Source organism: Qaidamihabitans albus (assembly GCF_016464705.1).
Classification (GTDB): Bacteria; Actinomycetota; Actinomycetes; order Mycobacteriales; family Pseudonocardiaceae; genus Qaidamihabitans; species Qaidamihabitans albus.
This window is the reverse complement of sequence record NZ_JAEHOB010000003.1, coordinates 469,691-491,936: the sequence shown is the minus strand read 5'-3', so window position 1 is coordinate 491,936 and position 22,246 is coordinate 469,691. Positions and strand designations below refer to the sequence as shown.

The following is a 22,246-nucleotide window of genomic DNA, read 5'->3' as shown; positions in this document are numbered from 1 at the left end:
GCGCGTCGGCGCGTCTTGGCACGCGCCGGGCACCGGGTTGCGATCACGGCGGCTCGCTATCGTGGGCCTGTGAAGCTCGGCCTGTCGCAGTTGATCGACCCTCGGCTGATTCCGCTGGCCGACTCGACCCGCGAGTTCTACGAGAAGCGCGGCGTGGGCCGGGGCCCGAGCGACTGGAGCGAGCTGAAGTCGGTCCGCGATGCGGCGAAACCTCCGACCCCATCGAGCCCTCCAGCGGTCGTCGAAGTGGTCGGCCACGGCGACCACACGGTCCCGGTGCGGATTCACCTCCCGACGTCGACCGCCGCCAAGGGTGTGTTCCTGGACATCCATGGCGGTGGGTTCTACCTGGGATCTGCGGCAGGAAGCGATGTCCGCAACCGTGAACTGGCGGACACGCTCGGCATCGTGGTCGTCAGCGTCGACTACCGACTAGCGCCCGACTATCCGTGGCCGGCGGCGCCCGACGACTGCGAGACCGCAGCATTGTGGCTCGCAGAGCACGCGGCCGGCCGGTTCGGCATACGTCGCCTCGCCATCGGTGGATTCTCCGCGGGCGCCACCCTCGCGATGACCACTCTCGTTCGCCTCCGCGATCGCGGCATCGCCGCGTTCAGCGCCGCCGCGCTGCAGTTCGGCACCTACGACCTCAGCGGGCAGACGCCCAGCGGACGTCTGATCGCCGACGAGTACTTCATCGAGGCCTACGCGGGTCTGGCGCCCGACCGCACCCACCCGGACATCTCCCCGATCTACGCCGACCCGGCGAACCTGCCACCGGTGCTGATCATGGTCGGACAAGAGGACATCCTGTTGCGCGACAACGTCGCCATGGCCGCGCAGCTTTCCGCAGCCGGCGTCGATGTCGACCTGCGGGTCTACCCCGCCGCGCCCCATGGCTTCACCGGGCACGCTACGCCCATGGCCGGTGCAGCACTCGACGACCTGCACACCTGGCTCGACAGGCAACTCGGCCGGTGAGCAACGCGTCCCAGCCGGTCGTGAGTGAGAAAACGAGTTCCAACCCGGCTGAACACTCACGAGCGGTCGGCCAGCCATGCCTGCTGCAGCAGGTTCATCGACGGCGCATGCGGACTCGCCGACAACCAGTTGTCCCGAAGAACCTCGGGATCGACGAGCTCCGGGTCGACGCCGGAGCCGGTCCACCGCCGCGCGAACTCCCGCGTGTGCTCGGTGAACACCGCGTCGGTGAAGACCGCCTTGGTCCGGCGTTCGAGCACCGCGCGTGGCAGCAGGTCGGCGAACAGGCGCACCATCGTGGCCGTGCGACCGGTCCAGCCCCAGTAACCCGCCGCTGCCGCCACCGACGCGACGAGGCCGGGCTCGGCGAAGGTCTGCACGTACTCGACATCGAGCTCGGCGCCGAGCGCGCGCATGGTCTCGTAGCCGCGCCGGGCACAACGGCGGTCGGCGAACTGCCAGGTGTTGCGCCCGGCGTGCAGCGCGTAGGCCGCGGCGTCGCTGGCGTCGCGGCGCGCGAGCAGTTCCTCGACGTCGTCCCGCAGCCACGGCCGCCGGTACCGGTTCCGCAGCGCGGCGCGGTAGCGGGCCCTGGCCGGGGCGAGCGCCCGCACGGCGTGCGGGTAGATCCGCCGGTCGACCCGGCCCCGATTGCGCAGCACCTTGGTGACCGGGGTGATCCGCTTGAGTCCGAAGAGCTCGTCGCCGCCCTCTCCGGTGAGCAGTGTTCCGCCGCGTGCCTGGTCCAGCATCCGCCAGGTCGGGGCGAAGTTCGGTGGCCACACGACTCCGTGCCGCGGCAGCAGCGAGCCCGCGATCGGGCCGACCGGGTCGTGCTCGTCGTGGACGGTCAGCAGCACTCGCTCGCCGATGCCGAGGTGCCGCAGCACCGCGTCCTGCCAGTCCCCCTCGGCGGTGTCCGGTGCGTCCGGGTAGGTGAGCGTGACCGGCACCGGCAGCGGCAGCCCTTCCCGGCGCGCCACCCGCACCGCGGCGGCGAGGAGCACCGAGGAGTCCCGGCCGCCGGAGAACGCGACCAGGCAGGGCCTCCGCACCAGGTGCCGCACGAGTAACCGGTCGAGCGCCTGCTGCGGCCCGCCGGGCAGGGGGGCGGGCAGCGGCGCGAGGTCGTAGCCGTTGACCCAGCCACCCGCGACCTCCAGCGGGTCCATCGTGTACAGGCCGCCCACGGCGCTCCCTTCTCCGGCGCCTGTGCGAAATACCGGTCCACGGGGCCGTGAGTGTCCACTCCCGACCCCGTGGCGGCCGTCCGTCAGGAGAAGCCGTCGCGGTCGCCCACAATGGGCACCAGCCAGGTCAGGTTGTCCGGCTGGCTGCCGAACAGGTTGGCCTGGGTCAACTCGGTCACCGATCCCAGCGTGGTGAGCTCGGGAGCTTCGTATGGCTGACGCATGTAACACCTCCTCACACGTGTCGAGTGGACATAGCTCGGCGTGGGAGGCGCCGAATCCGGGGTCCGGTATCTGCTGAGAAGTTCGCGTTCACCGGCTTTCCGTTACGGCCCCCGGGGAAATGTGTCCAGGAGGTGACGCAACCGGTACCGGCGGGGTATCGCGGCGAGGTCCGAGAACACCGTGCGCGCGGCTACCATTCGATGGTGCGTCTGGTTCGAATGGCCAAGGCCTCGGCAGCCAACCCCCGGCTGATCGCCGCCGCGGCCAGGGAGGTCTGGCGCGCCGACCGGCTGGGCACGGTCATCGCGGGCATCTACCAGCTTCTCGGTGCCACGGCGGCGCTCGGCGTCGTGGCGGCCGGAAAGCTCACCTTCGACGCCCTGTTGCAACCCGGGCAGGCCGCGCTCGGGCTGACCCCCGCGCTGCTGCTGCTGGCGACCGCGACGGCACTGTCCGGCTCGATCTCCCCGCTGCAGACGCAGCAGCACCGGCTCCTCGGCGAGCGGGTCTCGCAGCGGGTGTGGGACCGGCTGCTCGACACGACCGAACGCGCCGACCTGGTCACCTACGAGTCGTCCGGCTTCGCCACGACGCTCGAACGCATCCAGCAGAACGCGCTGACGCGGCCGTTCGCCGTCACCGCCGCACTGCTCGGCCTCTCCGGCGGCATGCTCGGTGTGGTCACCCTGTCCGCCGTGCTGGTGGGCGTGGAGCCGTTGCTCGTGCCCGTGCTGCTCGCGGCCGGGCTGCCCGCCGTGGCGCTTTCGCGCTGGGCGAGCCGCACCGAGTTCGCGTTCGCCCACCGGCTCACCGCCCATTTCCGCCGCCGCAACTACCTGCGCCAGCTGCTCACCCAGCGCCCGTACGCGGCCGAGCTGCGCGCGTTCGACTCGGCGGGCCCACTGCGGGAGCGGCACCGGCTGCTCAACGACGAGGTCAACAGCGCACTCCGCGGTCAGGTCCGGCGCAGGCAGCTCATCGCCGCGCTGACGACCATCGGGGTCGCCGCCGCGCTCACCGCGGCGCTGCTGGCGATCGTCGAGCTCGTCCGCAGGGGCCGGATCGACCTGGCCGAGGCCGGTGCCGCCGCGATCGCCGTGCGCCTGCTGTCCGGCCAGCTGAACACCCTTTTCGCCTCGATCGGCGGGTTGCTCGAGTCGGCGCCCTTCCTCGCCGACCTGGAACGCTTCGTGACCTCGGGGCCGCCGGCGCCGCCGAAGGGCCGCAAGCGCGCACTCACCGGCGGCGTCGTCCTGGACTCGGTCAGCTTCCGCTATCCGGGGCAGGAGCGCCCGGCCGTCGACTCCGTGGACCTCGAGGTCCGCGCGGGCGAGGTGGTGGCTCTGGTCGGCGAGAACGGTTCGGGTAAGACCACCCTCGCGAAGATCGTGGCCGGGCTCTACGACCCGGAGGGCGGGACCCGGCGGTGGGACGGCGCCGAGCTGCCCGCACCCGACGTGCGCGCATCGGTCACGGTGATCTTCCAGGACTTCGTGCGCTACCAGATGTCGCTGCGGGACAACATCGTCATCAGCGACGGCACGCGCGCGGGCACCCCGGAGGAGGTCGCCGAGGCGGCCCGGCGCTCCGGTGCACACCCCACGGCAGGTGGGCTGAGCGACGGGCTCGACACCATGCTGGGCCGCGACCTGGACGAGGGCGTCGACCTCTCCGGCGGCCAGTGGCAGCGGGTGGCACTGGCCCGTTCCCTGTACCGGGACACCGGGCTGGTGGTACTCGACGAACCGGCCGCCGCGCTCGATCCGCGCGCCGAGCACGAGCTGTTCACCGACGTCCGGAGCATGCTCGGTGGCCGCGCCGCGCTGCTGATCTCGCACCGGTTCTCCAGCACGCGGATGGCCGACCGCATCTACGTCCTTGACGCGGGCCGGGTGGTCGAGTGCGGCACACACGACGAGCTGATCGCCCGCGCCGGGCAGTACGCCGAGCTGTACCGGCTCCAGTCGGCCGCGTACCGCTGATCCGGCGGCGTTACCGGGCGACCGCGTCGAGCAGCCCGGACAGCACCTCCGGCCGGAACGGCGGCCCCCACGGGACGGTCGCGTCGAAGACCGGCACCCGCTCGACGAGGTCGGCCAGCGCCTGGAAGGCGTGGTCCATCGACGGCGGATCGCACCAGCCGAGCACGCGCGGGAACTGGCACAGGCGCATCAGCGCCAGCGCGGGTGGCAGGCGGTCCACCGACACGTCCAGCATGTCCCGGCTCGGCCGGGGCACCACGCAGGCGGTGAGCGGCAGCGGGCCGTCCGCGTGCGAGCGCGGGCTTAGCGCCAGCCTGCCGTCGGCGGTGGGCCGCACGGCGGTGGACGGCGCACCGTCGGCGAGACCGCGGGCGTTGGGCCGGAGCCTGCTCTCGGTGCTGCCCGGGTACACCACCATGCCGGCCGGACCGGCGTGATCCACCCGGTCGACACGGAGTACGTCGTCGGCCACCAGCGCGCAGCCGGTGCCGCACAGCGCGGCGGCGAGCGTCGACTTGCCCATCCCGGACGCACCGACGAAAGCCACGGCGTGCCCGTCCAGCTCGACGGCGCTGGCGTGCAGGACGAGGTGGTGCCGCAGCATGAGGTGGGCCGCGAGCAGGGTGCCTGCGACCAGCACGGGCAGCAACTCGCGGTCGGCGGCGGGGTGCGGGTGCGCGGTGACCGCCGAGAGGTCGCGATCGCCGGTGAAGTCGCACAGGCCCGGATAGCGCAGGTGCGCGCGCTCGCCGTCCCGGGTCAGCACGTAGAACACGCCGCCCGTTGAGCGGGCGAGTCCGGCGAGCCGCGTGCCCGGCGGCGCATCTTCCGGAACGGGCCGGTCGGCGCCGAGGCGGATCGTCAGGTCGGCGATGCCCGCACCCGCACCGGTGGGCGGCACCGGTAGCGGGAGCTCCACCTCGCTGGAGATGGTCAGGCCGTGGGCACGGTAGTGCGACGTCACGCGCGTCCCCCGTTCGCCGAGCCGAGTGCGGCGTAGCGCGACGCCACCGGGTCCAGCGGCCTGCCACCGATCTCCAGCCAGGAGTGGGCGGAGAAGCGCCCGTCCGGCTCGCGCCGCACGCCGATCCTCAGCACCGGGTCCAGTCCGCGTAGCCTGCGGCCGACCAGCAGGCAGCGGCGCAGGCAGGTGTCCCCCGCGGGCCAGCGGGACACCACGAGGGCGCAGGCGAGCACCGGCGTGCGGGTGGAGCGGGGCAGCACCGCGGGCTCCGCCGCGGGCGGGGTCACGCTCGCCAGGTCGCAGCGCAGCCGCAGCCTGCGGCACGTCGCGGGCAGGTCGCCGGTCCGCAGGCCGGCCTCGATCATGGTCATCGTCGCCAGCGCCCTGGCCAGCTCGACGGCCAGCCGCGCCGCCGTACGGGCGGTCATGCCGGTTCCACGGCGCCCGGCCGGGCCGGTTCAGTGCAGCAGCTGCGCATCGCGGAGCCGTTCGAGGAAGCCCTCGATGTCACGCCGTGCGGTCGCGGCGTCGACCTCGAACTCGCCGACGATCGTGTCGACCAGCGTGTCCAGGGTCGTCTCCTCGGCCAGCAGCTCGAACACGCGGGTGCCGACACCGGTGACGGTGAAGTACCGGGAGGTCGGCAGGTTGAGGACGATGGTCTCGGCACCGATGGTGCGTGCGGAGATGTCGGCGGATCGCAGACGCATGGTGGACTTCCTTGTCTTCCGCGGCTCCCGCGGCTCGACGATGGATTCGCGGACGGAATGCCGGGTGTTACGCCGATCGGCCGCCGCGGAAACGATCTGCACCCGGCGTCCGACTATCTGGATGTGAGCGTGGAACGAGTGGGCACTGGGGTCGTACCCGCTCCACCCGCGATTCCGGCGCCGCTGCGGCTGCCGCTCGGCGTGGCGGCGCTGCTGTCCACGCTCGTGCTGCTCGCCGTCGGCGTGCGCTACGCAGGCCAGGCGGCGCCGTCCGGGTTCGACGCCGCGGCCCGGTCGGTCGCCGCCGCGTCGTCGACATCGAGCCGGACGGTCGCGCTGATGGTCGACTTCGGCGGCGAGCCCGTGGGAGCGGCGGTGCTCGTGGCGCTGCTGACGGCGCTGTGCCTGGCGCTCCGGCGCGGGCGGCTCGCCGTGCTCACCGTCGCCTGCCTGGTCCCGGCGGCCGCGACCACGGCGCTCAAGCCCGTCTTCGACCGCACGATCAACGGCGGTTTCCTTTCCTATCCCAGCGGGCACACCGCGCTGGCCACCGCGCTGGCGCTGGTCTTCGGGTTGCTCGCCGTGGACCTGTTCCGGGCGGGCCGGGCCGCGAGCGTGCTCGTGGTGCTGGGCTTCGCGGTGCTGGCCGGGCTGGAGATGGCCTGGGCGCAGGTCGCCCTGAACGCGCACTACGCCACCGACACCATCGGCGGCTTCTGCACGGCCGTGGCGCTCGTGCCCCTGCTCGGCCTGCTCATCGACCGGGTCGCCGACCGCCGCGGCTCGTGAGTGCGCAGACGAGTCAGAACTCGTGCCAACACTCACGAGGGGGCCCGGCGACGGAAGACGGGTCGCACGGGCCGGCCGCCCATCCAGGAGGCGGGGTCATCCGCGTCGAGCGCCTTGCGGTACACGGCGCAGGCCTGCGCGACGACGTCGACGGTCCGGTCGATGTCCTCCTCGGTGAGCGCGCTGCTCACCACGAACGACGGTCCGAGGACTCCCCGGGTGATCAGCTGGCGCAGGAACAGGGTGCGGTACTCCTGCGAGGGCCGCAGCTCCCCGTCGAGGGTGGCGAAGACCAGGTTGCTCGCCCGGCCACGGACGACGACATGGTCGCCGACGCCCATCCCGGCGGCGGCCGCACGCACCCCGGCGGCGAGCCGTTCACCCAGGGCGTGCAGCCGCGCCGTGACGCCTTCCTCGACATAGGTCTCCATAACCGCCATCGCCGCCGCCAGCGAATGGGTCTCCGCACCGTGGGTGGTGGAGAGCAGGAACACGCGGTCGCGCGAGTCACGCAGCCCACCCTGTTCCATCAGATCCCGACGGCCGGCCAGTGCGGAGACGGCGAACCCGTTGCCCAGCGCCTTGCCGAACGTCGAGAGGTCCGGCACCACCCCGTACAACCCCTGCGCCCCCGCCTCCGACCAGCGGAAACCGGTGATCATCTCGTCGAAGACGAGCACGCACCCGTGCCGGTCCGCCAGCGAGCGCAGGCCGGCCAGGTAGCCGGGCGGCGGCTCCTGCTGGCCCGCGGCCTCGAGGACCAGGCAGGCCACCTGGCCGTCGTGCCGCCGCAGCAGCTCGTCGGTGGCCACCAGGTCGCCGTAGGGGAACGACACCGTGAGCTCGGCGATCCGGTCCGGGATACCCGCAGGCAGCGCCGTCCTGCCGATGAACCAGTCGTCGGTGGAGAAGAACGGCTGATCGCCGCAGATCGCCACGAGCGGGCGGCCGGTCGCCGCCCGCGCCAGCCGGACGGCGGCCGTGGTCACATCCGATCCGTTCTTGGCGAACTTGACCATCTCGGCGGTGGGCACGGTGGCCAGGAAGCGTTCCGCAGCGTCGAGTTCGATGATGCCGGGCCGGACGAAGTTCGCGCCCCGGTCGAGCTCGCGGCGCGCGGCCTCGGTGACCCGGGGATGTGCGTGTCCGAGGCTCACCGAACGCAGCCCGGAGCCGTACTCGATGTAGGAGTTGCCGTCGATGTCCCACACTCGGGCACCACGGCCGTGCGAGATGACCGGAGCAAGCCCCTCGGGGTACTGGTCGTCGCCCTTGGCATAGGTGTGCGCGCCGCCCGGGATCAGCGCATGCAGCCGTTCGTTCGCCTGCCGCGAGCGGGCCAGCCGATCCGTGTCCACGTTCGTCACCTCGACATCCGCAGGGCCTCGGCGAGCCGCGGCGCCCGCCGGTCCCGCTCCGACAGCAGCGTGGGTGGCAGCGGCCAGGGGATGGCCAGCTCCGGGTCGTCGAACGCGATCGCCACGTCCTCCGCCGGATCGTGCGGCCGGTCGATCCGGTAGGACACGTCGGCAGGCTCGGTCAGCGCCTGGAAGCCGTGCGCACATCCCGCGGGCACGTACACGGTGACCTGCGTCCTTCCGGAGAGTTCGAAGAACTCGCGGTTGCGGTAGGTCGGGGAACCGGGCCGGAGATCGACGACCACGTCGAACACCTCGCCGTACGAGCAGCGGACGAGCTTGGCCTCCCCCGCCCCCGAGCGCAGGTGCATCCCGCGCACCACACCCTTCGCGGACCGGGAGACGCTGTCCTGGGCGAATCCGTCCGGATCGATTCCCACGGAGCGCACGACCTCGCGGTCGAACGTGCGGCAGAAGAAGCCGCGCTCGTCGGCGTGTGGTGCGGGTTCGAACAGGAACGCACCGGCGATCGCCGGAACCGGAACGGCCTTCATCGAGTCTCCTGGCGTGCGGTGGCGGGGAAGATCGCGGCGGACAGGTCCTTGAACTGGCGTTCCAGCCGCTGCCGGGCCGCCTCGTTCCGCTCGGCCAGCGTCCGCCGCACTTCCGCCGACCGGCTCTCCAGCACCGCGAACCGGTCGAGCAGCCGGTCGACGTCGAGCGAACGGATCGACTGGCAGAACTCCCCCAGCCCCATCTCCGCCATCAGCGCATCGTTCTTCGCCGCGTATCCGACGGACAGCGTCGGCTTGCCGAGCTTCAGCGCGCACAGCACGTTGTGGTACCGCGTCGCGACCACCGTGTCCACAGTGGACATAGCAAGCAGGAGTTCGGGCAACGTGGAGACGGGTGCGGCGGCGACCAGGTCCGAGTCCGTGTCGGCGAGGATCTCGTCCACCACCGCCTCGTCGGACTCGTCGCCGATGAACAGGCGTACCGGGCGGCCGGCCGCGATCAGCCTGCCCAGGAAGCGCTTCATCTTTCCGACGTAGGCGGCATGGATCTCGGCGGCGCCGGCCCGATCGTCGTTGCCGCCTCGGTATGCCATGACGCCGACGCCGACGGTCCCTCCGCCGGGCGGGGCGCCTGCCGGTGCGGGCAGCGCGAAGGCCAGGTCGGGATAAACCTCGTCGTTCCGGACGTCCACTCCCATCCGCCGCATCGCATCCCTGGACAGCTCGTCGCGGTAGGAGCGGTACGTGACGAGCGAGGCGGCCCGTGTGATCAACGATCGGGTGCAGCGCGCGGTGATCACGTCGGCCCCCGCGCTGACCAGTGCGACCTTGGTTCCGAACAGCCTGCCCGCGACGCACAGCAGCAGCAGCGAGTACGGGAAACCCCACGGCCGCAGGGGAAGCGTGGCCTCCAGTACACCCATGCCGGGCACGATCACGACGTCGTGCCGTCGCACCCAGGCCGCCGTACGAGCTCCGTCGACGATCTTGCCGAGCAGCTTCAGCGCGATCGACCGCGGGCCGGTCGCGGTCTGGTACTCGGCGTCGTACCAGTTCATCGGCGACGCGGCGAGACCGTACCGCGCCCGCACGCGCTCCGGGCCTGAGCACAGACAGTCCAGCCGGGCATCCGGATGCTCGGTGCGCAGGAAGGCCAGCACCGCCTCGAACGAGCCGTCGTTACCGAGGTTGCCGGAACCGAGGAGGCCGAAGAGCCCGACCTGCCGGGGGCGTGCGCGCGCGGTCAAGTGCCCCTCCGCTCCCGGCCGGCGACGATCGTCTCGACGGTGCTGTCCAGCTCGGCGTGCGGTACGGGAGCACGGTTCTCGACCCGCTGGTCGGCCCGGGGACGGGCGCGGCTGGCCAGCCACTCACCCAGGTGGCGATAACACTCCCGGCGCTCGCCGGGGGTGAGCGGCGCTCGCCGGACGGCGCGGACGAAGCCGAGCACGTAGTCGCCGAACAGGCGCGCGACCGGGTGGCGGAGGCGGTCGGCACGGCGCGGGTCCAGGTTGGCGCACCGGGTGCGGACGGTCGGGTTGGCCCGTTCGGCACGGGTGGGGTGGTCGCGGCGGAAGTACAGGAGCTCGGGGACCTGATGGAACGGGCCGTGCAGCGCGATCTCGGCGACGAACGTGCGGTCGGCGTGGTGATAGCTGTCGTGCGGGGTCACGCGACGGAGCACGTCGGCACGGAGCACGCCGTAGAAGTCGTCCCCGCCGGGCTCGAACAGCAGGCTCCGGAAACGTTCGGGAGCGTGCGGTGAGTCGGTGGCGATCCGGTAGTCGAACGGCTGTGTCACCCGCCCCGAGCCGTCGATGATCGCGTTCGAACTGTGGGCGAGCACCGCTTCGGGGTGCTCGTCGAGTGCCTCGACGCACCGCCGCAGCAGATCCCGCCCGTACAGGTCGTCATGCGAAGCCCACTTGAACAGCTCCCCCCTGGCCCTCGTGAACACGAAGTTGTGGTTCGGGGCGGCCCCGACGTTCGTCCGCAACCGCACGTAGCTGATTCGGGAATCCTGTCTCAGGTAGCGGCGGCAGATGTCCGCCGTGCCATCGGTCGAGGCATTGTCGGAGATGATCAGCTCGAAGTCGGTGTAGGTCTGTCCCAGCAGCGCGTCGATGGCCTCGGCCAGGTACTCCTCGCCGTTGTAGACGGGCAGGCCGATGCTCAGTCGAGGCACGGTCGTCATGGCGTCCTCATCTCTTCGTGGTCGACCTCGGGTACGGGCTCGTGCTCGCGCAGCGCGGAGCCGAACTGCGCCCACCACACAACGGCGCCGAACAGCACGCCCGCGGCAACGCCCCACGCCGAGCCGAGCGCCCCGGCGAGAGCGGCCCCGCAGAGCCCGCCCGTGACGTATGCGGCGGAGGCGAGCAACTGCGCTCGCAGGCTCCGGCGGGCGGCGCCGAGTGCGCGCAGGCCGGCAGCCGCTCCCGTGAAGAAGCTGGCACCTACGACGCCGAGCGTGGCAGGCAGGATCAGCTCGGAAGCCGACTGCCAGACGGGGCCGAGCAGGTATTCACCGACACCGTCCGGCAGCAGGAACAGCAGCACCAGGCCCCAGCTCAGTGCGGCGGCCGCCTGGCCTGCGCCGAGCAGGAGGCAGAACGCGCGGAGCCGGTGCGGGGCGCGTCGCAGTACGCGTGCCGCCTCGGCGACGGTGACGAGCGAGAGCCCCATCAGCACCGCGAGGAACGGCCCGAGCAGGAGCTCGGCACCGCGCACCGTGCCCACGTCGGCGAGCCCGGCGATCGCGCCCAGCCCGTACATCCGCAGCTGGGAACCGCCGCTGTTGCCCACGTTCTCGATCAGGTAGCGGGGACCGAGGTCGCTCTGCTGCCGCAGCCACGCGCGTACCCCGCCGAGGCTCGGCAGCAGCCCGGTCTGCACGCAGCCGTAGCCTGCCGCGACAGCGCTGGACATCCCCCAGGCCACGACGAACGCGACGACGCTGCCGTAGTGCGCCGCGATGACCATCGACGGGACCAGCGCCGCGCCCCACACCAGGTCGTTGCCGAACGCCTTGCGGCCCTCGCCCGAGGCGAAGAAGGCGAACCGCCAGCTGTCCTGCAGCAGCAGCGCGGGCAGGACGACGCCGAGTGCGGCGAACGCTCCGCCGAGGGAACCACCGATCAGGACACCGGCCAGCAGGCAGGCCGCCCCCGCGGCGGTACCGACGGCCAGCGCGGTCCCCGACGCGCGGGCCACCGCGGCGCGCCAGAGGTCGGTCGGCGGGCCGCTGAAGCGGACCATGAGCGGGTCGGTGGCCAGGCCCCTGGAGACGTTGATGAGCACGCCGTAGGTCACCCAGGCGAGGCTGAAGATGCCGAACGCCGTCGCGCCGAGCGAACGCGCGACGTAGATCCCGACGGCGAAGTTGGTCATGCTGGAGACGGCCTGGTCGGCGAGCCCCCAGCTGAGCCGCCCGGCCGATGCCCGTACCGCCCCCGAGCGCGGGGCCGCACGATGCCTGCCGGTGACCATGCCGCTCACTCCTTGATCAGTCCGGCGTTGCGCAGCGCGTCGGCGGCGGCGGCGACGGTGTCGAACGCGAGATCGGCCCGCTCGGCGATGTCGAGCAGGGTGTGCTCGCCGTCGGAGAGGTTGAGCACCCAGAGCATCGCGAGCTGCGCCTGCTTCGCGTCGCTGCGGCCGCCGAGCGAGTCGTACAGCCCGCGCCTGCCCAGCTGCGGTTCGCCGTAGGGGCTCAGGTTGACGTAGCTCCGGTTGCGGTCGAGCACGGAGAACGCCTCGCGGCAGGCGGCGAGCGTGTCGGCGAGCGAGTCCGCCTTGACGAACTCCGGGTTGTCCGCCGACGTGTGGTACTCGGGATAGCCCGCGTACGGGGTCCTGGTGAGCGAGCCGACCGCCAGGTTGAACCCGGGGGAACAGAACTGCCGCTCGTCGTAGCCGTACGGCGAGAAGTCCACGATCCCGTGCTCCCGGCCGGAGGTGCGCAGCACGTGCCGCAGCACGCGGTCGATCTCGGCGTCACCGCGCCTGCTCCGCTTGTAGGTCAGCGGGCCGGCGTCGCCCGCACAGGCCAGCACCAGCCCGTGCTTGACCCGGCGCACCCGTTCCGCGTTGCGGGCCAGCCAGGTGATCGAGCCGATCGTGCCGGGGGCGAACAGGAACCGGTAGGTGTAGTACGGCCTCGCCGCGGCGAGCGCCCTGGCGAGGAAGGCCGCCACAGCGATGCCCGCCAGGTTGTCGTTGGCCAGCGACGGGTGGCACACGTGGCAGGACACGAGCACCTCGTCGGTGACCTGGCCCGGCACCACGTGCTCGCCGTAGGTCAGGTGCCCGTCGGCCAGCGTGGAGTCGATGCGGACCTCGTAGTCCCCTTCGGGGAGCCGGTCGAGGGCCCGCTGGGCCAGGCAGAAGCCCCAGTCCGGCGCGTAGTAGCTGGTGCGGTAGGGCACCCAGGAGGGCCGCTCGGGCAGGGTGTGCAGGTGCCCGCGCAGCTCGGCGAGGCTCATCGTGGCGGCCACCGGAACGCTGTAGCCGACGACGTGCAGGTTCGACTCCTGGAAGTCCACCACCCGCGTGCCGGAGGCGTCGGCGATGTAGGCGTCCCGGATGTTCCACTCCTGCGGCACCGTCCAGTCGAGGACCTGGGTCCCGGTCGGTACCTCGTGCGTCTCCAGCGGGACGTACTCGGTGACGATCTCCAGCGTGCGCCGCACGCCCTCACCGGTGATGCTGCGGCACAACGGATACAGGCGCTCCACGAGCGCGTGCATCTCCCGGCCGGACATCACCGCTTCCGCAGGGTGTCGTCGACCGCACCGGCCTCGGAGGAGCCCCGTAGCCAGGCCAGCCGGGTGAACCGGTTGTCGAACGCGCGCTTGGTGAGGCCGAACCGCTGGTAGGCGTCGATCAGCTCCAGCGCACCCGCCTTCACGGTCCACTCGCATGCGAAACCGGGGATCGCCGCCCGGAAGCGGGAGAAGTCCACCCGGTAGGAGCGCGGGTCGGCACCGGCCTCGCCGGTGATGCGCAGCCGCGAGCCGGGCACGGCCTCGACGACCTCGGCCGCGATCTCCGCGACCGTGACGTTGTTGCGCTCGGTGCCGATGTTGAAGGCCCTGTCGTGCACGGCCTCGCGCGGCGCCACCAGCGCGGCGGCGAACGCGTGCGCGATGTCCCTGGCGTGCACGAGCGGCCGCCACGGGGTGCCGTCCGAGAGCACCAGCACCTCGCCGGAGAGGCAGGCGTGCCCCACCAGGTTGTTCAGCACGATGTCGGCGCGCAGCCGCGGCGAGAAGCCGAACGCGGTGGCGTTGCGCAGGAACACCGGGCTGAACTCGGCCCCGGCCAGCTCGTGCAGGTCGTCCTCGACGCGGACCTTCGACTCGGCGTACGGCGTCACCGGGCGCAGCGGCGCGTCCTCGTCGACAAGGCCGTCGTCGCCGGACGCGCCGTACACCGAGCAGGTCGAGGCGTAGAGGAAGCGGCGCACTCCCGCGTCGCGGGCGAGCCGGGCCAGCCGGACCGCGGCGTGATGGTTGATGTCGTAGGTGAGCTCCGGTGCGAGCGCGCCGAGCGGATCGTTGGACAGCGCGGCGAGGTGGATCACCGCGTCGAAACCGGCCACGTGCTCCTCGGTGACGTCGCGCAGGTCGACCTCGTGGCCCGGCGGGTCGTCGGGTGCGGGGCCCAGCACGCAGTCGGCGAACAGCCCGGAGTCGAGGCCGGTGACCTCGTGCCCTGCGGCGGTCAGCACGGGCGCCAGCACCGTGCCCAGGTAGCCCTTGTGCCCGGTCAGCAGCACGCGCATGGTTCAGCCCTCCAGATCCAGAACGAGCTTCGTGACGTCGAACGCCTCGGCGTAGCGCGCGTGGCACTCGATGCCGCGGATACGGGCCAGCCCGAGAAAGGCCTCCCGGTCGTACCAGGGCCGGTGCCGCTGCGAGGGGTAGTGCTCCTGCAGCAGCCGCACCTTCGCCTCCGCGATCTCGGCGGAGAGCGGCTGGTACGCGGAAGGACGGCCGAGGTCGCCGTCCCACTTGACGATCTCGTAGCCGAGGACCAGATGGTCGCGGAACGCCGTGGGCACCAGCCGCGCGAGCCCGCGGTGGTCCTGGTGCGCGTCGCCGGCCCGCGGGGCGAGAACCACGTCCGGGTCGGCGTGCGCCCGCAGGCGTTCGACCGCGTCCTTCGCCTCGTCCCAGTGCGCGGGCAGCCGTCCGTCGGGCAGCTTGAGCACGGTCAGGTCCAGCTCGGCTCCCGGGCAGAAGGCGGCCAGCGCGGCACGCTCCTCGTCCTCCCGCTCGGTACCACCGCCGGAGAGCACGAGCGCGTCCACCCGCAGGCCGGGGCGGGCGGCGCACATCGCCAGCAGGGTGCCGCCCGCACCGATCGCGATGTCGTCGCAGTGCGCGGCCAGTGCCACGACACGGCCTTTCCGGCCGGTTCGCAACGGGATCATGCGGTTCTCGCGGGGCTCGCGGGCCTACGGTCGCCTTCCCACAGCGCCCACGGCCGCTCGCCCTTGGCGTAGCCGTCGTCGAGCGCGTGCCGCTCCTTGACGGTGTCGGTCGGCCGCCAGAAACCGCGGTACGGGTAGGCCAGCAGCCTGCCGCGCTTGGCGAGCTCGGCGCAGCCGTCGGCGACGAGATCGCCGTTCTCCGGGATGTGGTCGAAGACCTCCTGGCGCAGCACGAAGTAGCCGCCGTTCTCCCACAGCGGCATCTCGCTGACGGCGGTGATGGCGCCGACCATGCCGCCCTCGTCCATCTCGACGCAGTGGAACGACGACTGTGGCGGCACGACCATCATCGACGCGCCCGCGTCGGAGGCGGCGAACCGCTCGATCATCTCCGGCAGCGGGGCGTCGGTGAGCACGTCGGCGTAGTTGGCGAGGAACATCTCGTCGCCGCCGAGGTGGCCACGCACCCGCCGCAGCCGCTCCCCGATGGGCGACTCGATCCCGGTCTGCACGAACGAGATGGACCAGTCCGAGATGTCGGTGGAGAGCAGCTCGGTCCGGCCGCCGCGGAGCACGAAGTCGTTGGAAGCCGTCTCCTGGTAGTTGAGGAAGAAGTCCTTGATGTGATGGGCGCCGTAGCCGAGGCAGAGGATGAACTCGGTGTGCCCGAAGTGCGCGTAGTAGCGCATCACGTGCCAGATCAGCGGCCGTGGCCCGACCATCTGCATCGGCTTGGGGACGTCCCCGGCGGTGCCGTTGCGCATCCGCATGCCGTATCCGCCGCAGAACAGAACGACCTTCACGACTTCACCTCGAGAATGTCCAGAACCGGAATGGGAAAGACGAGCCTGCCGCCCCAGTCGTGCACAAAGGACAGTTGCTCGGTCAGCTCGGCCCGCAGGTTCCACGGGAGGACGAGCACGTAGTCGGGCCGGTCGAGTGCGATCCGCTCCGGCGGCAGGATCGGGATCCGGGTGCCCGGCGTGAACCGGCCGTGCTTGTACGGGTTGCGGTCGACCGTGTAGGCCAGCAGGTCCGGCCGGATTCCGCAGTGGTTGAGCAGGGTATTGCCCTTGCCCGGCGCGCCGTAGCCGACCACGGTCTCACCGCGCTCGGCGGCCTCGGCGAGGAACCGCAGCAGGTCCCGGCGCACCCTGCCCACGCGGGCGGCGAACTCCGTGTACCCGGAGAGCTCGTGCAGGCCGGCCGCCTTCTCCCGCGCCAGCACGTCCGTCATGCGGCCGCTCGGCTCGCCGGCCACCTCGGCGGGCCGGGCCCACAGCCGGATGGAGCCGCCGTGCGTCGGCAGCAGCTCGACGTCCACAACGGACAGACCGCCGGTGGCAAGTGCCCGCCGCGCCGACTCCACCGTGTAGTACTGGAAATGCTCGTGGTAGATCGTGTCGTACTGGGTCTTCTCGATCAGCGTGAGCAGGTGCTGCACCTCGATCGAGACCCAGCCGTCATCGGCGACGAGGGCGCGCAGACCGCGGGTGAACCCGGGGACGTCCGGGATGTGCGCGTACACGTTGTTGGCCACCACGAGGTCGGCGGGGCCGTGCTCGGCGCGCACCGCGGCGCCGGTCCCGGGGTCCAGGAACGCCGTCATGGTCGGCACCCCGGCCTCGCGGGCCACCTGGCCGACGTTCACCGACGGCTCCACGCCGAGACAGCGGATCCGTTGCGACACGACGTGACGCAGCAGGTACCCGTCGTTGCTGGCGACCTCGACCACGAACGAGTCGCCGTCGAGGCCGAGACGGCCGACGGCGCCGTGCACGAAGTCGCGCGCGTGCTCGACCCAGGATGTGGAGTAGGACGAGAAGTAGGCGTACTCGGTGAACGTGTCCTCCGGGGTGATCAACGGCGGGAGCTGGGCGAGCCAGCATTCGGCGCACACCTTCAGGTGCAGCGGATAGGTCGTCTCCGGCTCGTCGAGCTGCTCCGCGGTGAGGAAACGCTCACAGGGCGGAGTCGCCCCGAGGTCGACGACGCTTGCCAGGTTCGTCGAGCCACAGAGTCGGCATGCGGTCATTACTGGCTCCTCGGCTCCCGAACGCGGCATGCGTGTCACCCCTGATTCGCTGGACGCCGGGAGGTCGTTACACGGTCAGGTGACGCCGGGCGGCACTGATTCTGAATTGAGACACTGGTGTGAGCTGGCCCGGAAGGACTTGCGCGCGGATCTTCGCCTGCCCGTATGATGTATTTCGGCGAGCCGAAATCCGGCGGAAGGCGGTCGATGGACACCACGGGCACCCGGTCGGCCGCGCGCGACCGCCGTCGTGCGCGGCGGCGCGACGTGCTCGCCATGACCACGCTCGGCGTGGTTTCGGTACTCCTGCTTTCCGTGGTGATCGGTTACGCGGTGCGATCGGCGGGCGACACCGCGGCCGCGGCAGGCGGCAGGCCCCGGATCGTCACCACGACGAACTTCCTGGACGGCACCGTGCGCCGGATCGGTGGCCCGCACATCGACACCGTGCGGCTGATGGCGCCCGGCGTGGACCCGCATCTGTACCAGGCCAAGGCCAGCGACCTGCGCGAGATGCGAAGGGCGGATGCGGTCGTGGCGGTCGGCCTCTACCTGGAGGGCTCGCTGCAACGGACGCTCGGCGAGATCTCCCGCACGAAGCCGGTGCTGTTCGCCGGTGAGGCGATCCCGCGCGAGGAGCTGCTCAGCCCGCCCGCGGATGCCGCGCCCGAGGAGGAGTACGACCCGCACGTGTGGTTCGACCCCCGGCTGTGGGCGCACGTCGTGGACGCCATCACCACGCAGCTCGCCGAGATCGACCCGGAGCACGCCGCCGACTACCGGCGCCGCGGCGCCGAGTACCGCGCCGAGGTGCTCGGCCTCACCGGCGAGATCCGTTCGGTGATCGAGCGGATCCCGCCCGAGCGGCGGCAGATCGTCACCTCGCACGACGCCTTCCGCTACTTCGGCCGGGCCTTCGGCATGCGCGTTGTCGCGATCCAGGGCATCTCCACCGAGGAGGAGGCGACCACCGCGGACATCGGCAGGGTCGCCCGGCGGATCGCGGACAGCGGCGTGCGCTCGGTGTTCGTCGAGACCAGCGTGCCGCGGCAGACGCTCGACTCGGTGCTCGCGGCGGTCCGGCAGCAGGGCAGGCAGATCCGGATCGGCGGCGAGCTGTACTCCGACTCCGCGGGAGACGACGGCACACCAGAAGGGACGTACCTCGGCATGATTCGGGCGAACGCCGACCGGCTCGTCGCGGGGCTGGCATGACCGGCACCGCGACCGCGACCCCCCACCCCGCCGCGCTGAGCCTGCACGAGGTCACCGCCTCGTACGGGGGCCGCACGGTGCTGGACAACGTCACCGTGCGAATCCCGGCCGGCCTGCTCAGCGCGGTGGTCGGCCCCAACGGCGCGGGAAAGTCGACCCTGGTCAAGGCCGCGCTCGGGCTCGTTCCCGCCGTCCGCGGCGAGGTCCGCCTGCTCGGCGAACCGCTCAAGCGGGTCCGCAGCCGGGTGGCGTACGTGCCGCAGCAGGACACGGTCGCCCAGGACTTCCCGATCACCGCCGTGCAGGTCGTGGAGATGGGCCGGTATCCGCACCGCGGCTGGCTGCGCCGCCTCACGCCGCGCGACGACGAGCTGGTGGCGGCGGCGATGGACCAGGTCGGCGTGCTCGACCTGGCCGGGCAGCCGCTGGACGAGCTATCCGGCGGGCAGCGGCAGCGGGTGTTCCTGGCCCGTGCGCTCGCCCAGCAGGCCGATCTGGTGATCCTCGACGAGCCGTTCACGGCCGTGGACGCGCGCACCGAGGCCGCGCTGCTGGACGTGCTGGGCGAGCTGTGCCGGGACGGCCGCTCGGTGATCGCCGTGCACCACGACCTGCGCACGGTGCGCGAACGCTTCGACCACGCCGTGCTGCTGTCCGGCGACGTGGTCGCGGCGGGCCCGGCCAGGTCGGTGCTGACCGCCGAGAACCTGGAACGGGCGTACGGGCTCGCGCCGCTCACCGCCGGAACAGCATGATCGACTGGTTCCTCACCGCGCTGCCGCTGCCGTACCCGGACGCGGTGGTGGTCGTCGGCACGGCCGTCGTCGGCTTCGTCGCGGGCGCGCTCGGTCCGCTCGCGGTGCTGCGCAGGCGCAGCATGTTCGGCGACGCCATGAGTCACGGCACTCTGCCGGGCGTGGCCGTCGCGTTCATCGTGACGGGCACCAAGGCACCCGAGCCGCTGCTGCTGGGCGCGGCGCTGTCGGCGGCGCTTGCCGCGTTCGCGATGATCGGGCTGGAACGGGTCGGCCGGATGCGGCCGGACGCGGCGATCGGGACCGTGCTGTCGATCTCGCTGGCGCTGGGAATCGTCCTGCTCACCTACATCGCGGGCAGCGGCAACAGCGAGCAGTCGGGGCTCAACGCCTACCTGCTCGGCCAGGCGGCCGGGATGGTCGAGCGGGACATCGCGATCGCCCTGCTGCTCGGCGCGGTCGCGCTCACCGTGGTGACGATCGGCTTCCGGGTGCTGCGCTCGGCGACGTTCGACCCGGGCTTCAGCGCCGTCGCCGGGGTGCCGACCTGGGCCGTCGACGCGGCGAGCACCGCGCTGCTCGCGCTGGCCGTCGTTCTCGGGGTCCGCACGGTCGGCGCCATCCTCATGGTCGCGCTGCTGGTCGCCCCGGTGGTCGCGGCCCGCCAGCTCACCACCAGGCTGTCCGGGCTCGTACCGCTTTCCGGCGCGATCGGCGCGGCGTGCGGAGCGGTCGGCGGGGTCGTCTCCGGCAGGGCCGAGCTGCCCGCCGGGCCGGTGATCGTGCTGCTGGCCACCGCGGCGGCGGTGCTCTCGGTGCTGTTCGCGCCCCGGCGCGGGGTGCTCGCCCGGATCCGGCGCCGGTCGAGGCCGGGGGTGGCGACGAGGTGACCACCGCCGACGATCTGATGATCGTGCTCATCGCGGGCCTGCTTTCGACGGCCTGCGCGCTGCTGGGCAGCTTCCTGGTGCTGCGGCGGCAGGCACTGCTGCCGGACGCGGTCAGCCACGCGGTGCTGCCCGGGATCGTGCTGGTCTTCCTGCTCACCGGCGAGCGCGCCTCGCTGCCGACGGTGCTCGGTGCGACGGCGTTCGGGGTCGCCTGCGTGGCCGGTTACGAATGGCTGCGCCGCACGCGGATCGTCGGTTCGGACGCGGCGCTGGCGCTGGTCTTTCCCGCGCTGTTCTCGCTCGGGATCCTCGGTATCGGGCAGTTCGCGTCCGGGGCGCACATCGACCTCGACTCCGCGATCTACGGCGACATCACGTTCGCGCCGCTGCGGACCATGCGGTTGGCCGGCGTGGTCGTGCCGACGTCACTGGTGATCACCGGCATCGCGACGGTGCTGACCGTGCTGCTCGTGGCGCTGCTGTGGCGGCCGCTGCACGCGAGCACGTTCGATCCGGAGTTCGCCGAGCTCGGCGGCCTGCGCGGGCGCGCGGTGGGGCAAGTACTGCTGGTCGCGGTCGCCGGTCTCGCCGTGGTCGCCTTCGACAGCGTGGGCGCCATCCTGGTGATCACCTTCTTCGTGGTGCCCGCGTCCACCGCCCGGCTGCTGGCGAACCGGGTGGGCACGATGCTCGTCGCCGCCGTCGCGGTGGGCTGGCTGAGCTCGCTGGCGGGGCACCGGGCGGCGGTCGCGTTCGACACGTCCATCGCGGGCACGATCGGACTCACCAGCGGCGCGCTGTTCCTGCTCGCGCTGCTGTTCGCGCCACGCCGCGGCCTGCTCGTGCGCACCCTCCGGCGTGCCCGCTCGTGAGTGGCCACGCGAGTTCCAACTCGGGTACGCACTCACGACGGCAGTGGGATGGAACTTCACTCCGGACCAGTACACCGCCGTAAGGCTGCGAAACGAGCTCTCAGTGCCCTCTTCTCGGCCCTTTTCTCGAATCACGGCGAAGTCACTTGTGTACTCCTCGCCATCCGCGCGGACGCCCCGGAGATGCAAGACCATGGTGGGCACGGACCCTCGCGGATGATGGAAGATGTTGCCCACGACCGTCGGTTCCCCGGATCCGGGCGAGTATCCGGCGGCTCGGGCGCTCTGCGACTGCCCCGCACAAGTGCCCTCGGCTGCCGCCACGGACTGGCACAGGTCGGCGAACTTGCCGGCCTGTGCCAGTCCCACGGCCTGTGCGAGCAGAAGCTCGGCGTCCGCTCGTTGGACCGCGGTCTCCGGCTCCGTCGACGTTGCGCTGTCCCGGGTACACCCGAACCCGAACAGGAGCACAACCACCATCATCGACGCACGAAGCCACTGCGAGCGTTCCTCGGCCAACAACTCGTCCCATCGAGGCTCGAACAACCGTGCCGACGATACCATGCGACGTGGGACGAGCGAGGAAACTACGCTCACGGTTGCGCACAGGGATTCGTTGGAAGAATTCTGCATCTGTCGTATCGCACTAGTGCATTTACATCAATGGGTGGCGTTTCCTCTATCGGCGTCTTCAACGCGACTAGAAGTGCGGTTTCTCGTTCCGTTTGACTCGCCCAGCCCACCCAGGCGTTGGCGAAATCACCAGGCGCTTCTCCCTTAGTCATACCCATCAGATCACACGCGTTGTACGCATGCGACGCCGTAAAAGGTCCCACACCAATCGACAGCGTAGTTTCCTCGCAGGGGCCCACATTCCTGTCAGACCTGGGATTCCAGTCATTCCAAGATATATTGGAGCGATTCGGCGTCGTGAAAAGCCTGCATTCAGCGAAACCAAACACCGAATTTGTCGTCTTGCAGGTCGACCATGCTCGCCACACAGCATTGATACTGTTGCCACCGTCCACGTAGTTCATCAGACCAAATTGCCCGCACGCGTCAATCCAACCCACTTCCAATTGAGTTCCGTCAAGATTGTGCTCGATATGCTGGCGCGCGTAACATCCGGGTTCCTACCAGGTTGGCTCTTGGGGCGCGGCCGCCACGCTTAGACGATACTTATCTGGATATGGAACTCGAACGGCCATATCCAGCCAACCACCGTACTCGCCAGTACTCTTATGTTCAATACTAACGCTCGACCCATGTGGCTTAACAGTGATTCCACTGCGGTCGACTGCAACTTCGTAGTTCTCCGGCCGCAGCTTC

At 71.2% G+C, this 22,246-nt stretch carries 22 protein-coding genes; 7 read left to right on the top strand and 15 right to left on the bottom strand.

Annotated elements, in window-relative coordinates:
• Positions 1-69 precede the first annotated feature (69 nt).
• The gene (locus JAP66_RS08670; RefSeq protein ID WP_307849489.1) at positions 70-981 is read left to right on the top strand and encodes an alpha/beta hydrolase; all 912 of its coding nucleotides are present in this window, start codon (positions 70-72) and stop codon (positions 979-981) included.
• A gap of 56 nt (positions 982-1,037) precedes the next feature.
• Here the strand turns inward: JAP66_RS08670 and JAP66_RS08665 are convergent, their stop codons facing one another.
• Together JAP66_RS08665 and JAP66_RS08660 are read right to left on the bottom strand one after the other, a co-directional pair.
• Positions 1,038-2,171 carry an asparagine synthase-related protein gene (locus JAP66_RS08665; RefSeq protein ID WP_307849488.1) on the bottom strand — a complete coding sequence of 378 codons (1,134 nt, stop codon included), beginning with the start codon at positions 2,169-2,171 and terminating at the stop codon, positions 1,038-1,040.
• An 83-nt stretch (positions 2,172-2,254) separates the two neighbouring features.
• Entirely contained in the window at positions 2,255-2,395 is a 141-nt protein-coding gene (locus tag JAP66_RS08660) for a lasso RiPP family leader peptide-containing protein (RefSeq protein WP_199431064.1), read from the bottom strand.
• A gap of 204 nt (positions 2,396-2,599) precedes the next feature.
• On the opposite strand from JAP66_RS08660, the gene JAP66_RS08655 reads away from it, so the two are divergent.
• On the top strand, positions 2,600-4,378 hold the full coding sequence (locus tag JAP66_RS08655; RefSeq protein WP_199431063.1) for an ABC transporter ATP-binding protein: 1,779 nt from the start codon (positions 2,600-2,602) through the stop codon (positions 4,376-4,378).
• 10 nt (positions 4,379-4,388) lie between these two features.
• Here JAP66_RS08655 and JAP66_RS08650 read toward each other — a convergent pair whose 3' ends face one another.
• The 3 genes from JAP66_RS08650 to JAP66_RS08640 are packed head-to-tail and all read right to left on the bottom strand — an operon-like array spanning position 4,389 to position 6,052.
• Positions 4,389-5,342, bottom strand: a complete 954-nt coding sequence (locus JAP66_RS08650) for a hypothetical protein (RefSeq protein ID WP_199431062.1) — start codon at positions 5,340-5,342, stop codon at positions 4,389-4,391.
• Positions 5,339-5,770, bottom strand: coding sequence for a lasso peptide biosynthesis B2 protein (locus tag JAP66_RS08645; protein ID WP_235998838.1), 432 nt, complete (start codon positions 5,768-5,770; stop codon positions 5,339-5,341). The genes JAP66_RS08650 and JAP66_RS08645 overlap by 4 nt, the downstream gene beginning before the upstream one ends.
• 30 nt (positions 5,771-5,800) lie before the next feature.
• Positions 5,801-6,052: a PqqD family protein gene (locus JAP66_RS08640; protein ID WP_199431061.1), complete on the bottom strand. Its 252-nt coding sequence runs from the start codon at positions 6,050-6,052 to the stop codon at positions 5,801-5,803.
• 123 nt (positions 6,053-6,175) lie between these two features.
• Here JAP66_RS08640 and JAP66_RS08635 point away from each other — a divergent pair, with 123 nt between their 5' ends.
• Complete coding sequence (locus JAP66_RS08635) at positions 6,176-6,841, top strand: phosphatase PAP2 family protein (protein ID WP_307849487.1); 666 nt, start codon at positions 6,176-6,178, stop codon at positions 6,839-6,841.
• 32 nt (positions 6,842-6,873) lie between these two features.
• Here JAP66_RS08635 and JAP66_RS08630 read toward each other — a convergent pair whose 3' ends face one another.
• The 10 genes from JAP66_RS08630 to JAP66_RS08585 are packed head-to-tail and all read right to left on the bottom strand — an operon-like array spanning position 6,874 to position 17,185.
• The gene (locus tag JAP66_RS08630; protein WP_199431059.1) at positions 6,874-8,199 is read right to left on the bottom strand and encodes a glutamate-1-semialdehyde 2,1-aminomutase; all 1,326 of its coding nucleotides are present in this window, start codon (positions 8,197-8,199) and stop codon (positions 6,874-6,876) included.
• Positions 8,200-8,204: 5 nt separating this feature from the next.
• The gene (locus tag JAP66_RS08625; RefSeq protein ID WP_199431058.1) at positions 8,205-8,753 is read right to left on the bottom strand and encodes a dTDP-4-dehydrorhamnose 3,5-epimerase family protein; all 549 of its coding nucleotides are present in this window, start codon (positions 8,751-8,753) and stop codon (positions 8,205-8,207) included.
• Positions 8,750-9,961 carry a polysaccharide pyruvyl transferase family protein gene (locus JAP66_RS08620; protein ID WP_199431057.1) on the bottom strand — a complete coding sequence of 404 codons (1,212 nt, stop codon included), beginning with the start codon at positions 9,959-9,961 and terminating at the stop codon, positions 8,750-8,752. Before JAP66_RS08620 ends, JAP66_RS08625 begins: the two co-directional genes overlap by 4 nt.
• Positions 9,958-10,908 (bottom strand): glycosyltransferase family 2 protein, encoded by a 951-nt coding sequence (locus JAP66_RS08615; RefSeq protein ID WP_199431056.1) that lies wholly within the window; start codon positions 10,906-10,908, stop codon positions 9,958-9,960. Before JAP66_RS08615 ends, JAP66_RS08620 begins: the two co-directional genes overlap by 4 nt.
• Entirely contained in the window at positions 10,905-12,203 is a 1,299-nt protein-coding gene (locus JAP66_RS08610) for an MATE family efflux transporter (protein WP_199431055.1), read from the bottom strand. Before JAP66_RS08610 ends, JAP66_RS08615 begins: the two co-directional genes overlap by 4 nt.
• Positions 12,204-12,208: 5 nt before the next feature.
• The gene (locus JAP66_RS08605) at positions 12,209-13,477 is read right to left on the bottom strand and encodes a DUF4910 domain-containing protein (protein WP_199431054.1); all 1,269 of its coding nucleotides are present in this window, start codon (positions 13,475-13,477) and stop codon (positions 12,209-12,211) included.
• Positions 13,477-14,499, bottom strand: coding sequence for an NAD-dependent epimerase/dehydratase family protein (locus JAP66_RS08600; protein ID WP_199431053.1), 1,023 nt, complete (start codon positions 14,497-14,499; stop codon positions 13,477-13,479). Before JAP66_RS08600 ends, JAP66_RS08605 begins: the two co-directional genes overlap by 1 nt.
• A gap of 3 nt (positions 14,500-14,502) precedes the next feature.
• Entirely contained in the window at positions 14,503-15,150 is a 648-nt protein-coding gene (locus tag JAP66_RS08595; protein ID WP_199431052.1) for a PIG-L deacetylase family protein, read from the bottom strand.
• Positions 15,147-15,953 carry a sugar phosphate nucleotidyltransferase gene (locus JAP66_RS08590; protein WP_199431051.1) on the bottom strand — a complete coding sequence of 269 codons (807 nt, stop codon included), beginning with the start codon at positions 15,951-15,953 and terminating at the stop codon, positions 15,147-15,149. Before JAP66_RS08590 ends, JAP66_RS08595 begins: the two co-directional genes overlap by 4 nt.
• A complete protein-coding gene (locus JAP66_RS08585; RefSeq protein WP_199431050.1) occupies positions 15,950-17,185 on the bottom strand; it encodes a class I SAM-dependent methyltransferase in 1,236 nt (411 codons plus the stop codon). The genes JAP66_RS08590 and JAP66_RS08585 overlap by 4 nt, the downstream gene beginning before the upstream one ends.
• Positions 17,186-17,392: 207 nt before the next feature.
• Here JAP66_RS08585 and JAP66_RS08580 point away from each other — a divergent pair, with 207 nt between their 5' ends.
• From JAP66_RS08580 to JAP66_RS08565, 4 genes are read left to right on the top strand one after another with little or no spacing between them, the layout of a single operon-like run.
• Positions 17,393-18,400, top strand: coding sequence for a metal ABC transporter solute-binding protein, Zn/Mn family (locus JAP66_RS08580; protein WP_199431049.1), 1,008 nt, complete (start codon positions 17,393-17,395; stop codon positions 18,398-18,400).
• Positions 18,397-19,155, top strand: a complete 759-nt coding sequence (locus JAP66_RS08575) for a metal ABC transporter ATP-binding protein (RefSeq protein ID WP_199431048.1) — start codon at positions 18,397-18,399, stop codon at positions 19,153-19,155. The genes JAP66_RS08580 and JAP66_RS08575 overlap by 4 nt, the downstream gene beginning before the upstream one ends.
• Positions 19,152-20,045: a metal ABC transporter permease gene (locus JAP66_RS08570; RefSeq protein WP_199431047.1), complete on the top strand. Its 894-nt coding sequence runs from the start codon at positions 19,152-19,154 to the stop codon at positions 20,043-20,045. The genes JAP66_RS08575 and JAP66_RS08570 overlap by 4 nt, the downstream gene beginning before the upstream one ends.
• Positions 20,046-20,062: 17 nt before the next feature.
• Positions 20,063-20,917: a metal ABC transporter permease gene (locus JAP66_RS08565; protein ID WP_199431146.1), complete on the top strand. Its 855-nt coding sequence runs from the start codon at positions 20,063-20,065 to the stop codon at positions 20,915-20,917.
• Positions 20,918-22,246: the final 1,329 nt, after the last annotated feature.

Excerpts from the sequence above, each read along its gene's own strand:
- JAP66_RS08660 (WP_199431064.1), bottom strand. The coding sequence starts at position 2,395 with ATGCGTCAGCCATACGAAGCTCCCGAGCTCACCACGCTGGGATCGGTG.
- JAP66_RS08645 (WP_235998838.1), bottom strand. The coding sequence starts at position 5,770 with ATGACCGCCCGTACGGCGGCGCGGCTGGCCGTCGAGCTGGCCAGGGCG.
- JAP66_RS08640 (WP_199431061.1), bottom strand. The coding sequence starts at position 6,052 with ATGCGTCTGCGATCCGCCGACATCTCCGCACGCACCATCGGTGCCGAG.
- JAP66_RS08625 (WP_199431058.1), bottom strand. The coding sequence starts at position 8,753 with ATGAAGGCCGTTCCGGTTCCGGCGATCGCCGGTGCGTTCCTGTTCGAA.
- JAP66_RS08615 (WP_199431056.1), bottom strand. The coding sequence starts at position 10,908 with ATGACGACCGTGCCTCGACTGAGCATCGGCCTGCCCGTCTACAACGGC.
- JAP66_RS08610 (WP_199431055.1), bottom strand. The coding sequence starts at position 12,203 with ATGGTCACCGGCAGGCATCGTGCGGCCCCGCGCTCGGGGGCGGTACGG.
- JAP66_RS08605 (WP_199431054.1), bottom strand. The coding sequence starts at position 13,477 with ATGTCCGGCCGGGAGATGCACGCGCTCGTGGAGCGCCTGTATCCGTTG.
- JAP66_RS08600 (WP_199431053.1), bottom strand. The coding sequence starts at position 14,499 with ATGCGCGTGCTGCTGACCGGGCACAAGGGCTACCTGGGCACGGTGCTG.
- JAP66_RS08595 (WP_199431052.1), bottom strand. The coding sequence starts at position 15,150 with ATGATCCCGTTGCGAACCGGCCGGAAAGGCCGTGTCGTGGCACTGGCC.
- JAP66_RS08585 (WP_199431050.1), bottom strand. The coding sequence starts at position 17,185 with ATGACCGCATGCCGACTCTGTGGCTCGACGAACCTGGCAAGCGTCGTC.
- JAP66_RS08580 (WP_199431049.1), top strand. The coding sequence starts at position 17,393 with ATGGACACCACGGGCACCCGGTCGGCCGCGCGCGACCGCCGTCGTGCG.
- JAP66_RS08575 (WP_199431048.1), top strand. The coding sequence starts at position 18,397 with ATGACCGGCACCGCGACCGCGACCCCCCACCCCGCCGCGCTGAGCCTG.
- JAP66_RS08570 (WP_199431047.1), top strand. The coding sequence starts at position 19,152 with ATGATCGACTGGTTCCTCACCGCGCTGCCGCTGCCGTACCCGGACGCG.
- JAP66_RS08565 (WP_199431146.1), top strand. The coding sequence starts at position 20,063 with ATGATCGTGCTCATCGCGGGCCTGCTTTCGACGGCCTGCGCGCTGCTG.